This is a genomic window from Williamwhitmania sp. (assembly GCA_035529935.1).
Classification (GTDB): domain Bacteria; phylum Bacteroidota; class Bacteroidia; order Bacteroidales; family Williamwhitmaniaceae; genus Williamwhitmania.
In genome coordinates, this window is record DATKVT010000029.1 from 23,028 (window position 1) to 40,566 (window position 17,539).

At 41.8% G+C, this 17,539-nt stretch carries 16 protein-coding genes; 2 read left to right on the forward strand and 14 right to left on the reverse strand.

Features of this window, described 5'->3' with window-relative positions:
* Positions 1-10 precede the first annotated feature (10 nt).
* Positions 11-910, reverse strand: a complete 900-nt coding sequence (locus VMW01_01900; GenBank protein ID HUW04989.1) for an EamA family transporter — start codon at positions 908-910, stop codon at positions 11-13.
* 196 nt (positions 911-1,106) lie between these two features.
* Between VMW01_01900 and VMW01_01905 the strand changes: the two genes are divergently transcribed.
* On the forward strand, positions 1,107-2,999 hold the full coding sequence (locus tag VMW01_01905; GenBank protein HUW04990.1) for an Nramp family divalent metal transporter: 1,893 nt from the start codon (positions 1,107-1,109) through the stop codon (positions 2,997-2,999).
* A gap of 36 nt (positions 3,000-3,035) precedes the next feature.
* Here VMW01_01905 and VMW01_01910 read toward each other — a convergent pair whose 3' ends face one another.
* The 5 genes from VMW01_01910 to VMW01_01930 all read right to left on the reverse strand — a co-directional run bounded on the left by VMW01_01910 (position 3,036) and on the right by VMW01_01930 (position 6,016).
* Positions 3,036-3,434 (reverse strand): NifB/NifX family molybdenum-iron cluster-binding protein, encoded by a 399-nt coding sequence (locus tag VMW01_01910; GenBank protein HUW04991.1) that lies wholly within the window; start codon positions 3,432-3,434, stop codon positions 3,036-3,038.
* Between the two features lie 15 nt (positions 3,435-3,449).
* Positions 3,450-3,809, reverse strand: coding sequence for a DUF134 domain-containing protein (locus VMW01_01915; GenBank protein ID HUW04992.1), 360 nt, complete (start codon positions 3,807-3,809; stop codon positions 3,450-3,452).
* 115 nt (positions 3,810-3,924) lie between these two features.
* Positions 3,925-4,803 carry an RluA family pseudouridine synthase gene (locus VMW01_01920; protein ID HUW04993.1) on the reverse strand — a complete coding sequence of 293 codons (879 nt, stop codon included), beginning with the start codon at positions 4,801-4,803 and terminating at the stop codon, positions 3,925-3,927.
* 126 nt (positions 4,804-4,929) lie between these two features.
* A complete protein-coding gene (locus VMW01_01925; GenBank protein ID HUW04994.1) occupies positions 4,930-5,403 on the reverse strand; it encodes a hypothetical protein in 474 nt (157 codons plus the stop codon).
* 148 nt (positions 5,404-5,551) lie between these two features.
* Positions 5,552-6,016 (reverse strand): GAF domain-containing protein, encoded by a 465-nt coding sequence (locus VMW01_01930; protein ID HUW04995.1) that lies wholly within the window; start codon positions 6,014-6,016, stop codon positions 5,552-5,554.
* A 162-nt stretch (positions 6,017-6,178) separates the two neighbouring features.
* On the opposite strand from VMW01_01930, the gene VMW01_01935 reads away from it, so the two are divergent.
* Positions 6,179-6,892, forward strand: a complete 714-nt coding sequence (locus tag VMW01_01935) for a hypothetical protein (GenBank protein HUW04996.1) — start codon at positions 6,179-6,181, stop codon at positions 6,890-6,892.
* Between the two features lies 1 nt (position 6,893).
* Here the strand turns inward: VMW01_01935 and VMW01_01940 are convergent, their stop codons facing one another.
* The 8 genes from VMW01_01940 to VMW01_01975 all read right to left on the reverse strand — a co-directional run.
* Positions 6,894-7,472 (reverse strand): hypothetical protein, encoded by a 579-nt coding sequence (locus tag VMW01_01940; GenBank protein ID HUW04997.1) that lies wholly within the window; start codon positions 7,470-7,472, stop codon positions 6,894-6,896.
* 273 nt (positions 7,473-7,745) lie between these two features.
* Complete coding sequence (locus VMW01_01945; protein HUW04998.1) at positions 7,746-8,183, reverse strand: methyltransferase; 438 nt, start codon at positions 8,181-8,183, stop codon at positions 7,746-7,748.
* Positions 8,184-8,187: 4 nt separating this feature from the next.
* The gene (locus tag VMW01_01950) at positions 8,188-8,925 is read right to left on the reverse strand and encodes a CPBP family intramembrane glutamic endopeptidase (GenBank protein HUW04999.1); all 738 of its coding nucleotides are present in this window, start codon (positions 8,923-8,925) and stop codon (positions 8,188-8,190) included.
* A 123-nt stretch (positions 8,926-9,048) separates the two neighbouring features.
* Positions 9,049-9,687 (reverse strand): hypothetical protein, encoded by a 639-nt coding sequence (locus tag VMW01_01955; GenBank protein HUW05000.1) that lies wholly within the window; start codon positions 9,685-9,687, stop codon positions 9,049-9,051.
* A gap of 15 nt (positions 9,688-9,702) precedes the next feature.
* Complete coding sequence (locus VMW01_01960; GenBank protein ID HUW05001.1) at positions 9,703-12,003, reverse strand: GAF domain-containing protein; 2,301 nt, start codon at positions 12,001-12,003, stop codon at positions 9,703-9,705.
* A gap of 191 nt (positions 12,004-12,194) precedes the next feature.
* On the reverse strand, positions 12,195-14,570 hold the full coding sequence (locus VMW01_01965; GenBank protein ID HUW05002.1) for an ABC transporter permease: 2,376 nt from the start codon (positions 14,568-14,570) through the stop codon (positions 12,195-12,197).
* 21 nt (positions 14,571-14,591) lie between these two features.
* Complete coding sequence (locus VMW01_01970; GenBank protein HUW05003.1) at positions 14,592-15,284, reverse strand: ABC transporter ATP-binding protein; 693 nt, start codon at positions 15,282-15,284, stop codon at positions 14,592-14,594.
* Between the two features lie 178 nt (positions 15,285-15,462).
* On the reverse strand, positions 15,463-17,539 hold a 2,077-nt coding region (locus VMW01_01975; GenBank protein HUW05004.1), incomplete at its 5' end, for an FtsX-like permease family protein.

Here is a 17,539-nt window from a genome sequence, read left to right on the forward strand (position 1 = left end):
AAGAATAGATCTAAGGAATTACTGTTTTCGTTTTTTTTCTGTTTACCAACCACACTCCAAGCATTACGATTGCTATATTAAAAATAGCAAAGAGGGTAACCGTTTCGCCATCGGCAAGTCCCCAAAATATTGCAAATACAGGAATTATGTAGGTTGTAGAGGTGGCAAATAGTGCGCTGGTGTGCCGTATCAGGTTGTTGTAGATAAAGAGCGAAAGCACTGAACCAAAGGTTGCTAAGGTAAGCGTGGCTGCGAGGCTTGGCCAAAAATGCGGCGATTGATACGCACCACTCAAGTTGGTGCAAAACAGGATAATCCCAGCGGGTGGCCCTACGAGCATAAAGGCCAACGAAGTGATCTCAATTCCATTCATTCCCTTCAGCTTAACCTTCACCTCATTGGCGTTAATGCCATAGCCAAAGGTGGCAATTACAACATAAAGCCCATACACGTTTACGTTTTCCAAAAAATCGAGCCTCCCCTCCGAAACTAGCCCGATGGCACCAATGAGTCCTATAGCAATACCGAGGTATTGGTTTCTTGCCGGTTTGCTCTGGTAGAAAAAAATGCCAACAATTAGGGTGAAGAGAGGTGCAAGGCTGTTGAGCATGCCCGCTAGGGAGCTGGTTATTTGGGTTTCGGATAGGGTGAATAGAAAGGCCGGAAAAAACACGCCCGCGTAACCCACAATGGCCAGGTGAACAATATTTTGCTTGTTTACCTTACGGATATGCCTAAGAAAAACAGGAATCAACACCAGAAACGAGAAGAAAACCCTAATGGCCGCCACTTGAATATCGGTAAAGGCTTGAAGCCCCTTCTTCATAAGTATAAACGAGCTGCCCCAAATAAGGGCTAGGAGCAAAATGGAAGCCCATTGCCAACGTTTCTTCGAAAGGTCAAATGCCATAAGGAAGTTTTTAACAAAGATCACATTTCTAAACCGAAGTTTAATCCTAACCCAAATTAATTGTCACCAAAGTGTTGTAATAGGTTTGGAAAAGGATGTAGAAATGGCCTTTTGCTCCATCTTTTTCAATGCTTACTCAACTATATTTTTCTATATTTGTTAATCCACTTTTATATAAGGATGATATCGCATTGGCATGAGCAATAAAACGGGTGTTTCGTTGGGTGAGGTTCACTCAAGCATTGATACCACAATTAAGAAAGGTTATTGGCGAAGGCTGCTTGCATTTCTAGGTCCGGCATACCTCGTTAGCGTTGGTTACATGGATCCAGGTAACTGGGCAACTGATATAGCCGGTGGCAGCCAGTTTGGCTACACGCTTATTTGGGTGTTAATGATGTCCAATATTATGGCCATTCTGCTCCAGTCGCTGAGCGCCCGTTTGGGTATAGTGCGCGGACTCGACCTTGCCCAAGCTTCGAAGGAATACTATCCGCCATTTATCAATATAATTCTTTATGGATTAGCGGAGACTGCCATTGTAGCTTGTGACCTTGCCGAGGTGCTGGGTATGGCCATTGGTTTGAACCTTCTTTTTGGGCTACCTCTTATTTACGGAGTATTAATTACCTTTCTGGATACTTTCATTCTCATGTTTCTGATTAATAGGGGCATGAGAGTTATGGAAGCCTTTATTTTAGCCTTAATTCTGATAATTGGTGTTGCCTTTTTGGTGGAGATGATTTATGCCCAGCCGATTGCTGGAGAGTTGATAAAAGGCTTTATACCCATACTTCCCAACGATGCCGCTCTCTACATCGCCATTGGAATAATTGGGGCCACCGTAATGCCCCACAACCTATACCTGCACTCCTCACTTGTGCAAACAAGAAAATTTAATAGTGATAAAGCTTCTATTAAGCAGGCCATTAGGTTCAATATTATCGATTCTATTGTGGCGCTTAACCTTGCTTTTTTCGTCAATGCGGCTATTCTAATTTTAGCGGCCTCTGCTTTCTATAAAAATGGGCACTTCGACGTTACCGAAATTGAGCAGGCGTATAAGTTTCTTGCACCTATTCTGGGATCTCATCTTGCACCAATTCTGTTTGCGGTTGCCTTGATTGCTGCCGGACAAAGTTCTACCATCACCGGAACTCTTGCAGGGCAGATCGTGATGGAAGGCCATATCAACCTCCGAATTCGCCCTTGGCTTCGACGCATTATTACCCGCTCCTTAGCCATTATACCTGCAGTGTTAGTAATTGTGCTAATGGGGGAGAGCTATACCGGTAAACTGCTTGTTTTTAGCCAGGTTGTGCTAAGCTTACAGCTGGGTTTCGCAGTGGTACCTCTAATCCATTTTGTTAGCTCCAAGGAGAAGATGGGGACTTTTGCCATCAGAAGGTATGTAGTTATTGTATCGTGGCTGATTGCGCTAATAATCCTAAGTTTAAATATTAAGTTGGTATTTGACGAAATTCACGGTTGGTTGTTAACCTCCTCGATCCCACTGTTAATATGGTTAACTGTAGTTCCGATAGTTTCGTTCTTTGGGTTGGTAATGCTATTTATTACCTTTGGTCCATTGTTTGTGAAACGCCGACAGAAAATGGCTCTAATTCCCCACGAGGTTATTCCACTTAAGCTTGAGCTGAAGCCGGAATTTAAACGAATAGCGCTCGCGTTGGATTTTACCCACTCCGATGCCGATGTTATCAACTATGCCATTAGTACGGGTCGTGATGAGGCAGAATACCTGCTTATGCACGTTGTTGAGTCGGCAGGAACATTTGTTTTTGGAAGCGATATTCAGGACTTGGAAACCCAACAGGATACGATACACTTAGAGGGCTACGCCGAGGAACTTAAGGCGCAAGGCTACCGAGTTGAAACCTTGGTAGGGTTTGGCAGTCCAAAACATGAAATACCACGGCTGGTTTCCGAATTTAACGCCGATCTTTTAGTCATGGGGGCACACGGTCATAGCCAGATTAAGAAGATAATTTTTGGGCAAACCGTAAACTTTGTGAGAAGGAAGTTGCGCATCCCGGTTCTTGTGGTGCGACATGGGTCGATAAAGAAATAGTTTAAAAAAATGGGAGGCGTTACCTCCCATTTTTTACTAGTTGTGGTTACAGGAGTGACCTGCTCCATGGTGATGATTGTGATCACCATCGTGGTTATGGTTGCAGTTGGCTTCACTACCTTTTTGATCACCACTTAGGAACTGATGTAGCACCGCTTCAACATTGCCTGAATAGCCTGCATGAACGGTGATTCCGCTTCCGGCAAGTGTATTGACAGCACCTTGCCCAATGTTTCCTGCCAGCATAGTATCAACACCTTTTTCCTTAAGCACTGAGGCTATGTTCGACTTGCAGCCACAGCCGTTAGGGGAGGCAACTACCTCTTTTTCGGCAATGGCATTGGTGGAGTCGATGGAGTAAACCGTGAAATACTCACAGTGACCAAAATGGCCATCCACCATGTTCCCATTTGAGGGTAATGCAACTTTTTTCATTTGTTTTCAATATTATTAGAGAGTTGTTTTATTACAGGTAATCAAGTATTTATCGTGGCAATTGCAGCCTTGAAGGCCACAATGCTTACATGGTAAGGTTGACGATTCAATGGTAAGTTTTTTTCCAGAAATAAGCGCCTCAGCCACCTTTTTTCGGGCTTCTGCCAAAATTCTCCCAAAAGTAGCTCTCGATACTCCCATTTTTTCGGCGGCAGCCTCGTGATACAAGCCTAAAAAATCTGCTGATCTAATCGCATCAAGTTCATCGAGTTCTAGATGAATCGTGGTAAGCTTCCTTCTCTCACATCCAATAGGGGTAAAGCCTGCTACAGTAGGCTCGTTTGATACTATTCTACAGCATTTCTTTCTGGGCATATGCTCAATATTCGGGTTGCAAATATAAGCATATGCTCATAATAATTGCATTAATCATGAATTATTTTGAATCGAGGAGAGTGCATTTCCCCTCGCTTGCAGCGTGGAGCCTCAATTATTTGTAGTTTTCATCCTGTTCTCCTGGATGCAAGAATGTTTGCGGCAGCTCCGCTTTTACTTCAATTATTTTTCCTGTAACAGGATGTGGGAATTGCAGGTAGTAAGCAAATAGCCTGATTTGACGCTTGAACTTGCTGCTGGCACCATATCGGTAATCACCAACTATTGGACATCCAATGTCGGACAGATGTACCCTAATCTGGTTCTTTCTTCCGGTATCGAGCTTTATCTCGAGCAGGTAGTAAGGAGACACCTCTTTTACCAGCCGATAATTTGTTATTGCAAGTTTTGCTTCTGGCGATTTTCTTCCAGAGTATACTTTCAGACTTTTGGGATGCTCATGCAACCAGCTTTCCACAACGCCTTCTGCAACTTTTGGTGGATTCTCCACCAGTGCATAGTATAACTTCTCCACACTTTTCCAGTTGTCCTTTAGCTTATCCTGGACGGCAATACTCTTGGCGAAAATTAGCAAACCGGCCACCTCCCTGTCGAGCCGGTGAACTACAAAAATGCGCTCCCTTCCCTTTGAGGTATTGGTAATATAGCTACCTAAAATTCCGACAAATGATTTACTATTTTCCTCCCCAATTCCATGGGTGAGCAAGCCTGCTGGTTTCTGAGCAACAAGAAGAAAATCATCTTCGTAAAGGATTGGAAATGGCGGTGTCGACCGTCTGGCGGGTTGTTTTTCCCTCTCAAGCGTTACTTCATCTCCCGGATTTACAATTTGTCTTGGGTTGTTGTTTGCTTTTCCATTGATATGAATGGTGGCGTATTCAACTATTTTTTTTGCCTTCGACTTTGAACCTAGGTTTAACTTCTGCATCACTAGGTCGAAAAGTGTGATGGGAGCTTCCGTGGATAGCTTCATTATTATCTCATTTTTTTACAAAATTAGTAAAATGGTGCAGGTTATGGTTGAGTAGTATTGTAATGTCAGAATAAAAAAACCGGTTGTTATACCGGCCTTTTAAATAGGAAGCAGGGGAAATGTTTACTATGGTTGACTTTTAATAAAGAAGTAAAGGCCATAGATGCTGCTGTAAGGCATCACTTTTCCATTGTAGGATAGGCTGTCGTAATTGTAGTAAGTGCAACATCCGTCATTTACAACCTTACAATCAAAATAAATCGTGTCGGTTTCGGTTTGGCTAAGATGTAAATAAAATGTTTTGATATTTTCACCAGCACTCACTTTGGAGATATCTGTGGTATAAATATAGTTTCCAAAGTAGTTCGAGTTACTGATTACAAAATTGACCGGTTCTTGAACATTATTTTTAAGGTAGTAGAGCTGGATGGAGTCTGGGATGTAGGTGCTGTCGTTAATCATGCTTGTGCCCGTGAGCGAAGGAAACAGGGTGAAAACGAATGGGGTGGGGTAAGGATTACAATAGGTGCAGTTATTGTTATCCATACAGGAAGAGCTAATAATTGCAACCATAACTAGTAAGGGGAAGATTTTTTTCATAGCATTTTTGGTTCAAAGGTCCTCCTAATCTATACAAATATTATACCGCAACTTAGGTATTGGAAAATTTCAGCTTTAAAAAATCTACAATCAAGTGTAAAGGAACTAATTCCTGATTTTTTGCAGCCAATGACCAACGTTATTACGGCTAGCTGTATATAAGCGCCACGATTTTTTCAAGCCACTTTGCATCTATTTCATCAAACGATCCAAGCTCGCTGCTATCCACATCCATCACCCCAACGATAATCTTTTCGGGGTTAAATACAGGTACAACAATTTCCGACTTCGACCTTGAGTCGCATGCAATATGGCCTGGAAACTGTTCAACATCCTCAACCATAATTGTCTTCCCTTGGTTGATGCCAGCCCAGCAAACCCCAACGTCTGTTTTAAGTTCCATGCAGGCAACCGGTCCCTGATAGGTGCGCACGATGAGCTTTTGCTCGGGAGTTAGGCAATAAAATCCACACCAGAAGAAGTAGTCCAACTTGTGCTTGAGTACCGCAGAAATGCTACACATCCGAGCAGTTGGGTCTTGCGACTTTTTTACCAGTTCTGTCAGCTGATCGTAAATACGGGAGTAGCGCGAATCTTTTTTCTTTGTGTCCATTGTAAGGCATTATGAGCAATAGACAACAAAAGTAGCCAAAGGTTCATTAGCACCCAAAATCTTTTTGGTATTGTTTTGCAAACGGTAGTTTAAAACTATTATCCGGCAAGGTTTTACCTAGCATAGGTCGTAACTTGTCAGGCGAAAAACTTAAGGTAAATAATGGGGAATCAAACCATAATTCGTATAGCCGCAATACTCTTACTATTTGCCGATGGCTGTGGTTTAGGAAGAAGAAATGATAGCCATCCCAATTCTAATTCTGTTGATAATAGGCTAAAATCAGGAATCGTTGTTTTTTCGCCAATCAAAATTTTAGGCGTTCATGTGTCTAGTACCCTATATTTTGACGATTATGGCCAAAAGCAACTAATAGAAACATTTAACGAAGGAGATGATTTTGGCCTTTCCGGTCGGAGTCACTCTATCAATCTGATTCGCGATGGCTACCTCTACTCCTTCGATTTGTTCCGGGAGGAAAATGGTGATGATATGACTGAAAATATGGTGCTAAAAAGAGTTCTTTCAACGACGCTTCTTGCTGCTTATCCTCAGTTTCTGCTTTCCGATTCCATGAAGCGATTTATGGACTATCGGGAGGAGGGTAGCGAATTTTTGCTTGGCGTATTGGGAACCAAATTCTCGTATAGCTTGTATCACGAGTATCCTCAAAGACGCATGCACGGCGTTCATTTTAACAATGTTGTGCTGAAGACTGAAATTAATGGGGTTGAGGTTGTTGCTCAAACTTTTTCTAAAAATCCGAACATTCCAGATCAGCAGTTTGATCTTCCAATCGGCTACAATATACAGGATTATGATTCAGGCGAAATTGACTCTAATTCTCCTTCTGGTGGAGAGGATATCAATGGTTAGCCTATTTAGTTTTTGCTACTAAGGGACGGAGCAAGTACACCGAGATAGCTGCAAGTAGGTATGCAAAAAGTGTTCCCCAAATCAAGCCTAATGCTGGGTAAGATAAGCTCACTGCCCATCCGTAGACTACAATATTGGCTGAGGTGATAATCATTATTTTGCCGGTGGCTCTAGCAAATTGACTTCCAGCGCTCATCGTGAGTATCACCATAGACGATAACATGACAGCGGGAAATATGCTAAATAATCTACTCCAGTAAGCATTCCCTGTTCTCCCTATAGTAACTGCTCCTCCAACAACTAAACCAGCAAACATTGCTCTGGTAATGAGTTGTAGATTGGAAAATTTTTTGTTGGTTTTTGGCAGGGATTGAATGCCAAGTTTTTGTTCAGCCACTATAAAAATGAGGGATGATACCCCTAAATAAACTAGGGAAGTAATCCAGCTAGGAAGTTCTTTTAAGGGTAAGGAGAGGGCGGCGAGTGCAAACCATGATGCCACAGAAATTGTGGTAGCGAGGAGAAGCCCTTTTTCGACTAGCGCAATAAAAATGAATAGGAAGAGGGTGTCTATAATCATGCCAATAGGCACTGCCGACGCAGCGTTTGCAGCAAATTGAGATCCTTGAGTTATTCCAATAAATAACAGCTATACCAATATTGTAGATGGTAGGTTGGCAACCATTCCACCTGCTTTACTACCCAACTTTTCTGAAAGCATTGTTGCTAGGCTTATCCATATGCCGCCTATAAGAAATGCGAAGATTATTAGAAGCATGAGGTGGCGAATTGGGTTGAGATAATTCAGGCAATCCAACATTGATAATCCATCGCATCATATTAGTTCTGCAAATTAGTAGATGAGAGGGATTAGTCTCCAAGTTTTTTTCATATAGTACCTGTAGGTGGGTATCTCCTTTTTTAGTAATGATTCCTCTATGGTAATTTTTGAAACCAGATCAATTACTAGCAGCACCATTAAGCTTGTTTTTAATGCTGTTGGATGTTGAAGGGTAATGGGGGCAGTGAAGAGTAAAACCGCCAAATACATGGGATGACGAATCCATCGATATGGACCATTAATTTGGAGCTCCAATCCTTGGCGTGGAATTGGGAAGATGGAGACGTTATAAACCCCAACCACCTGAATAGCCCATATTCCAAGGACAAGGCTAGACATCTGTATAAGCAACAGAATTAAATTACCAACGGTGAATATGGGACCAGCAACAATAAGGGCACCAATTAGAAGAAATTGAACCGCTGTAGATATTTTTCCTGCTTTTTTCATTCAACTACATGTAGCCAAGTGCTAGAGCAATAAAACCTAAACCACTTATTACCCCATTAACAAGAATTGCAACCTTTATGTTTTGCGTCTTCTGAAAAGCATAGGTAATTAAGAATGCAGTTGGGGTGGAGACAATAAGGAGGTTAAGGCCCAGCGGCAGACGGAAAATTAACCACAGCAGGCCATTGATTAACCATGTTCTTTTTCCAAATTTTGCCTGCTGCCGAGGGAATAGGTAGCCTCTCCAAAATAGTTCACCACTCAATAGGTTGAAAAGGAATAGAGGCAAGCAAGCCAACATAATCCAGCTATCTTCAGGGGCTAAGGAATGCAGCTGCAAAAGTGCAGGTTGTGGTGAGAAATGATCAATGTTGTTTTTACTTATAAAGATGAGCACCATCGTTAGAATAGCCGAAAGCATTATGCTCAGGAAAACCCATATCCAATCTTCTCCCTTCAACTTTCTTATTCTTAATCGATGTTTTAGCTGATGGTAGGTGAAACTTTTTAATTCTGTTTTTACCAAAACCATTGTCAACAATAACATGGGCAAGAATACAGCAATTCCGGTTGAGATATACCATGCAAGTGGGGCAGGGGTTGCGGCAAACTGGACTACCATTCTCGGTAAAAAGTATTGCATCGCAAACCACATTGCTGCTGTAGTAGCACCTAGAAAAACTATGGAAAGGCCAATACCCATAGGCTTAACCGAAGATTGCTCTTTGTTATTGCTTTTCATGTGTTCAGGTATTTAAGGTTAGTAAATCATTTTTGTCGATTTAGTTAATCCGTTTATCCAGCAAAAAGGAGCTGGCAGTATAATTTGAAGTTCGTAGTTTCTATTTTATTAGATCTCTGTAAATCAAAAGTTATTGGTTTTATTGGGCTGTGGTTTCGGATTCCAGTACTTAAATGAAAGAATGGCTAATTTTCGAATTAGGACCCACTGTAACGCTAGAGTGATAATAGCCGTCATAACAAGGGCGGCAATGGTCACCCAAAAGGAGGAGCTGAGGTGAATGCCCAATTTTGCTGGCCACTGAAATACCACATCTCTGTTCTGAAAAATCATCATTATTGTACCAGTAAAAGTGGTTGAGGTTCCGATGAAGCAAATGGTGTTTGCTTTTTTCGCCATCTGTTTTAGGAGAATTTTTCCTCCTCCCATAAAGTATGCCTTTCTGCCAACAAACCAACCGGCACCCAGTCCTGGAATAATGCTTTGCCAAGGCAGTTGGTAGTTCAATATCCAGAAAAGAAACAGGTAAAATGCATACAACATGATCAAGGAAAAAATGGGCAGCGTAAAGGCTCTTCTTACGAACTCTCCCAAAACAAATAAGTCTGTAAGCAGTCCAAGTATAAGCCCGACTAGGGCAAATAGAACGACATACCGTGACGGAAGAGAATCCATACCTAACCGCCAAGCAATTAGCATGAGCAGAAGGGGTGGTGCACCACCTAAAATCACATAAAGAATAGCCCTATCAAGTCGGTTCATCTTTTTAGAGAAAGGCTATGCTTGGGGAAATAGCATTTGCATAATTTTCACCAGGTTACCCGTGCTATCATGCTGGGGGCTGGAGGCTGATTTGCAAATAACGGTAGACCCATGCTGGCTAATAATACGAACATTTGCCTCAAAAACTTTGTTGTTCCTCATGGTCGACCAAAACGACTCTGATCCAAGCGCTTTAGTAAACTCTTTTTCATTGTATAACACGCTATAGTTTTTCCCTACAAGTTCTGGTTTTGTGTAACCAAGAAGTGTTGCTGCCTTCTCGTTAATGTGAGTTACAGTTCCGGTTGAGTCTAGCTCAATAACGGCAACTAAGTTGTTGATAGACTCCATAGTCCAGGCAATCTCATGCTCTTTTCGAGTCATTTCCTCCTGTGTGGCATGGAGTTCCTCAATATTTTGCCTCATCTCCTCCTCTTGAGCCATCATCTCTTCAGCTTGCTGACGGGTTTGCTGAAGCAGCAAAGCCGTTTGCTGGTTTATTCTAACTGAACCTATCGTAGATGCAATGCTTCTTCCCAACTGTTCTAAAAATTCTTGCTGGTAGGGTACAATTGTGGTGAAGGAGGCCATCTCAATTACGCCTAAAACACTACCATTGTCATCCTTAAGTGGAACAAGTATTACAGAGTTTGGATTGGCATCACCAAGGCCGGAGGTAATCTTGATGTAATCTTGCGGAACCTCCGTAAGGTAAATTGTTTCACCCTCAAATGCGCACGCACCAACCAGCCCTTCACCCCACTGAATCTCCTTTTTTAGGAATTTAACCCTGTCGAAGGCAAAAGCGGCAGTGAGTTCTAGAATGGGATGGTTAGAATCGTTGTCGTTGAGAAGAAAAATCCCCCCTTGGTTAAAATTCATGTAACGAGTAAGCTCTTTAACCAGCACCTGGCAGAGGGTTTGCAGATTGTTGGAATTTTTACGAAGGAGCTCCCCAAATTTGGCAAATCCTTCACTTGCCCACTGTCGTTCGTGCTCTTCACTGGCTCTGCTCTTGGCATCTTCATCTGCTTTTTTGAGGCTTTGCTGCATTTCCAGCATCGACTTACCCAGCTCATCTTCGGTAGATGGAAGCTCAATAGTGGCCTCCAAGTCGCCAGTTCCAATTTGTTTCGCAAATTCTGATTTTAGACTTAAATCGGCAACAGATTGCTCAAGTGCTTTATTCATGGCTTCCAGCTCATCGCCTGTATTTAGTTGAGGAATAACGACCTCCTTAATTTTTCCTTGTGCCATGAGCAGGAGATTCTTGGTTATCTGTTTTACCGGGTTGGTAATGGAGGCCGAAATTCTAATTACTAAAATGAGCATAATCAGAAGGCCAATTATACCAACAGCAATGGAGAGATAGAGAAGGTGGTTTGGCTTTGCCATTATTTCATCCATGGGTACTTCTAGACCAACGGACCAGGGTGTATGAATTCCTTTAACCTTAACAGGAACAAAGGCCAAGAATTGCTTGCGTCCCGAGGAGTCGGTGAATTCCGACTGAAACTCCTCACCTCCGATAATGTTTTTGGCAAAGGCGACAAGTTCTGGGTTTGTTTCTGCTATTGGGTTTCCTACTGCTTTAAGGTTAGGATTAACTACGAATTTGAGGTTGTTGGAAATAAGTAATCCCTTAGCGGTTTTGAAAGGTTTTAAGCTACCAACAATATCGCTAAAGCTCGATAGGTCTATATCGGCACCTGCAAGTCCAATAAATTTACCATTTGAGATTAGGGGGATTGAAATGTTTGCAGATAATACTTCATCCTCCTTTTTCCCGGTGTAGGAGTATGGCTCTGGGTCACCCAAATAGTCGCTCTTGGAGGTTTTTAGCTTGTAGTATACACTTGAGGTGTCATCGCCTTGAAGATTTTTTAGCCCCTTTAGCGTTTTTATTTGTCCATTTTCGCGATAGAAGCCCCAGAGAAGTCTTCCATAGTGCTTGGTATAGGTTGGATCGATATATTCTAATTCCCAACTTGTGGCCACCGAAATATGGCTAGGATTATCCTCGATTAAGAGCCGCTGAGTCTTAAGAACTACAGAGTCTCTAAGTGCAGAACCAAGCATTTTCCAACTCTGAAAGCTGGTTCGCATTGTCCGAATGATTGCAAAATCAGATTCGAGTTTTGTCTGTAGCTGCCGCGCTGCTTCCCAAGCTTGGAGTCTTATGATTTGCTTTGCATCGGTTGCTGCCTGTTGTCGCGAGTTAATGCTGATAAAACTGACCGTTGCAGCAAATATTACTGCACTTGCACCAATCACATAGGTTTGTATTTTGCTGCGAAGATTCATTTTTGCTTTCATGGCCAAGAACTTAATGAATTATGTAGTATCAAAACCTGCGTCAATATATTATAATTTATGGCAAGTTGAACCTAATAGCTATTAATTGTTGACCTGTAGTTCCCCTTTGGTGCTCAATACTGCATGATACAGCAAACCTCAATCGAAATTGTCAATCGATTGAGGTTTGCTGCAATTAATTAGTATGGTTGCTATTCGTATTTAAGACTTTCTGCCGGGTTAGTATTTGCAACTTTAATTACGGTATAACCTATAGCAAGCAAGACAATAAGGCTTGCAATGATAGTTGCTCCTACGAAGGTCCAAATGGAAATGGTTGTTCGGTAGGGGAAGTTATCTAACCATTGCTCCATAAGGTAGTAGGCAAGAGGCCATGATGCCACACTTGCTACTACTATCTGTAGCCCATACTCCTTTAGGAACAGAAAGGCTATAACTCGCTTATTTGCACCTAGCACCTTTCTAACGCTGATCTCCTTCCGTCTTCTTTCTGCGTTGAATATTGCCAGACCGAGTAATCCCATATTGGCAATAAGAATGGCTAGGGCTGTAAGAATGAGGAATATTCTTCCAAGCATCTTTTCTTTCACATAGTTTTTAGCCAGTTCAGCATCCAAAAAGCTATAACGAAAAGGATTATCTGGGATAAGATTATTCCATACTTCCTCTGTTTTCTCAACGATTCCCTTTGTGTCTCCATTCGTATGAATGAGGAGGAATGCAGGCGGTTGCTTAGCCAGAAAAATAATTGCAGGTTGAACTGGGTCGTGAAGCGAAAGAATGTTCATGTCGTTATATACCCCTATAATGGTTGACTGCCGTGATCCTCCTGCTGAACTAATCGTTTTTCCTATCGCATCTTTCCAACCAAAGAGTTTCTGTGCTGTTTGGTTGATTATAACTGCATTGGAGTCAGTTGGAAATTCCTTAGAAAAGAAACGTCCTGAGTACATGCTTGCTCCAATTGTTTTGAAGTAGTCGTAATCCACATCCTGTCGGAACATCAGCGTAGTTTGAGTGGTATCAAACCCTTCTGGAACAAACCCTTCTCCATGATTTACACTACCGGGGAAGCTGCTTGTAGCTGTTACGCTTTCAACACCTGAAAATGTTAACATTTTCTCTTTTAGCAAATTTGCTTTTTGAACGGCGTCCCTGGATGTGAGCCCAAGCATCATTATGTTATCTCTGTTAAAGCCTAAATTTTTGTGGCCGAGATATTGCAACTGCCTGTAAACGGTGAATGTGCAAATAATTAATCCAATGGTTATGAATAGCTGAGTGAGAGTCAATACTTTTCGTAGCACAACCGACCGCTTTGCGTCACCAACTTTTCCTTTAAGCGTTGCTATGGGTTTAAAGGAAGAGAGAAAATATGCTGGATAGCTGCCTGCAATGAGCCCTGTAATGACGGCAACCGGAATATAGAACAGAAAAATCTTGTGAGTTGTAAATAAATCCAACTCAATATTTCGCTGTAAGAGTTGAGGTAGCAAAGGTGAAAGCAGCTCTGCCAAGAATAGTGCAATCCCAAGTGATAGGAGAGCCAGCACAACCGATTCGCTCAGAAATTGGACGGCGAGCATCCCTTTTCGGGCACCGCTAACTTTCCGAATTCCTACTTCTTTTGCCCTTCTGGAGAAGCGTGCAGTTGATAAATTCATGTAGTTGGCTGCGGCAATGAGCAGAATTAAAAGAGCAATAGCGCTGAAGATGTAAATGGTTTCGTAGTCGCCATTTGGTTCAACCTCACCCATGAGAGAGGAGTGAAGGTGAATGCTTTCAATTGGCTGTAAGTATGGGATAAAGGATATACCCATTGCTGCAAACTCTTTTCCAATACGATTGTCGAACATTGTTCTGATTTTTGACTGTACCGTATCGGCATTGCTTCCTTCTCGTAGCCTGATGTAGGTAAAGTAGCCAAATTTTCCCCATTCATTTAACTCTTGACTGGAAAACAGCAACTTAAGATTGGCAATGATCTTAGGGTGAATGTGACTATTAGCTGGAAAATCTTTAAATGTACCAACAATGGTTACTACCTTATCTCTTATTTCAATGGTCTGTCCTGTTGGATTTTGGTTTCCAAAGTATCGCTTTGCAGTCTCTTCGGATAAGTAAGCATTGTTTGGGGATGCAAGAGCCTTTTGGGGTTCGTTTCCGTCCACTTTTACATTGAAAACAGCGAAAAAGAGAGAGTCAGTCAGAAAAATACTCTTTTCCAGAAATTTTGACTCGCCAACTTTAACAACGGTAAATTCAGGCATGTCATAAAAGTGGGTAGCGACGGCAACTTCGGGGATATCCTCGAGGATTGCCGGCGCTTCGGGAAGAGGTGAGTTTGCCGCGTTAATCTTCTTACCGTTAAACTCTCCCGTGTGGGCCACTCTGTAAATATTTTGATAGTCAGGATAAAAAGTATCAAAGCTTTGTTCAAATGCAATGAAGCTAATTATTACCACCGCAATACCCAAGCCGAGGGAGAGCCCAACGATATTTATTAGACTAAAAGACTTTTGCCTTTTGAGATTTCGAAAAGCAATTAATACAAGGCTCTTAAACATTTAAATAGTTAGTTGATTTAGTTAAAGTTCGGCATAAGTCATTGCTGGCTGTTCAACCGATACTTTCCCATCGAACAGGTTCACTAATCGGTGGGCGTATTTTGCATCCGACGGAGAGTGGGTCACCATTACTATTGTTGTTCCTTCCCGGTTGAGTTCCTGAAGTAGGTCCATTACCTCTTTTCCATTGTTGGAATCTAGATTTCCCGTTGGCTCATCTGCTAGAATCAGCTTTGGGTTCGAAACTACAGCACGGGCAATGGCAACCCTTTGTTGCTGACCTCCCGATAGCTGCTGCGGATAGTGATTGCGACGATGTGCAATATTCATCCGTTCTAGTGCCTTTTCAACCTGAACCTTGCGCTCACTTGCAGGAATCTTTTGGTAAAGCAATGGTAATTCCACATTTTCGAAAACGGTAAGCTCGTCGATGAGGTTGAAACTCTGGAAAACAAATCCAATGGTGTTTTTGCGAATATTAGTTCGTTGCTTTTCAGTAAACTTGGCAACCTCAATATCATTAATCTTTAGGCTTCCACCTGTAGGATTGTCCAGCAATCCAATGATATTAAGTAGCGTTGATTTTCCACATCCAGATGGACCCATTATGGCAACAAACTCGCCATCTTTTACATGTAGGTCCACTTCGTTTAGAGCGGTTGTTTCAACCTCTTCTGTCCGAAAAACTTTGGTAAGATTTGAAGCATTAATCATGGCGTAAGAATTTAACTGTTTGGCTCATTAGTTACATTAGTTGTGCCGAATGATTAAACATTCACATTATCAGTAATATACATAGTGGTTTCTATCTCATACGGCTCGGTGGAGTGTATCGCTTTTGTACAAGTAGTGTTCGATAATGACCAGCTATGAACACCACATTGGCTCCGCTCTATTCATGTTTAAGCGTTTGAGCAGGGTTAACTTTCACGGTCTGGCTAATTTGCCAATATACTGTTATAAGGGCGGCTAGGGCTGATAACACTGTTCCAGCAACAAATATCATTGGCGAAATTGCTGTTCTATAGGCAAACCGTTCGAGCCAATAGTTCACCATTAGATAAGATACTGGATATGCTATGATATTTGAAAATAGGACCCATTTCAGAAAATCGAAGCTTATTTTCTTTCTTATTTGACTGTTAGAAGCCCCCATAACCTTTCGTAGCCCAATTTCTCTTTTTCTTTTGTTAACCAGAAATGTTGATAGTCCGTAAAGCCCCATAGCCGCAATAACCAGTGCCAATAAAGTGAAAAATAGAATCAGAGAACCAATTTTCCTCTCTCCTGTGTAAAGTTCGTTTAGCGATGTGGTAAAAAAAACTGGCGTGAAAGGGTAATCCGGAACCAGCTCTTCCCATGTTTTTTTTGCAAAGTTTAGTCCTTCAGCGATTTTTCCTTTTTCGAAGCGAATAAGTAAATGGTTTGCTGCATTCATTCTTGGAAATATAATCAACGGAGGAACTCTTTCTTTTAATGAGTTGAAGTTAAAATCGTTCACTTCGCCCAGTATTTTAAATGATTTTCCTTGATCATCGATAAATATATCTCCGGCATTCACACCCATAATATCTTTGGCGCTTTGATTGATAATCATGCAGCTGTCCTGATCCTCTAGGTGTAAACTGCTGAAGTTTTCACCTTTGATGATGGGTATTTCAAGAACATCAAAAAGTTCAGGGTCGGCAGCCAAAAAGGTATACTGAAATGGTTTTTGGTGAATATAAAAGCTTTCCTGCCAGCCAATTTCACCCGGCACTTGGCTCATTAATGCCACGTTTTTTATTGCAGGGCATGTAAGTAGCTTTTCTTTTAGTAGCCTTTTTTTCGAGGCGTTTAGACTCCTATTTCCATCAATGTAGCACACATTTCCAGGGTTAAACCCAAGATTCTTTTTTAGCATGTACTGAACTTGCGAATAAATGCCAATTGATGTTATTATCAGGGTGATTGCAATGGAAAATTGAAAAACAATCATGGCCGAACGCAATGTAATTGCACCTCTCCCTGAGGATAGCTCATTTTTTAAGGCATTTATGGTATTGGTTTTGGCTAGGTACATAGCAGGAAGCATTCCAGTTAGTATTCCTAGGAGTGTTGCACCAGCAATTAGCAAGACAATGGTAGTGGTGGAGTGAATCAATATTGTCGAGGAGATGTTGCTACCAAGGAGAGGATTAATGACCGGTGAAAGGGCTTCGAGCAGGATAAGCCCAAAAATAAGGCTAAGCCAACAAATGACCACCGATTCTCCTATTAGCTGCCAGGTAAGAAGTCCTCTCCCTGCACCAAGTGTCTTTTTAATACCCATCTCCTTAAATCGGTTGATAGCCATGGCGGTGGCAAGGTTAATGTAGTTTGCGCATGCCAAAAGAAGGATAAGAGCACCAACTACCAGAAAGAGATAAACAAGGTCTCTGTTTCCGTGTTTGCTGCCAACCTCGTATTTGATAGACGTGTCGAAGTAGATATCCTGAAGAGGTTTAAGCGTAAAAATGTATCTGTAATTAGGAAACCGTTCTTTGGCCCAGCTGGTGAGTTGCTGTTCCACTTCCAATTTTGACACCCCCTGTTTCAAAACCACGTAGGTGGGGTAGTTCCACATTGATGTGATGTAGTTTTCAAAATTTGGGTCATTTCTGATGCGGCCAATATCGCTGAATGAACCTATGGCGTCGACAGATATGGTGCTGTTTTCCATCTGTTCCATAATGCCTGTAACCGTGTATGTTTGGCGATTGTCCAGAGTGATGGTTTTTCCTACTGCATGGTCGGTGCCAAAAAGTATTTTGGCTTCTTTCTTGGTGAGCACCAACGAAAAAGGTTCCTTTAGCACATTCTCTGGTTCTCCTTCAAGTAGTTTGACGTTGAATGTTTTAAAGAAATTACTATCGGCAAATAGAAAGTGTTCAATGGTAAGTTTTTTCTCACCAACGGAGGCAAGAACATCAGAGTAAGTAAAAAAATCA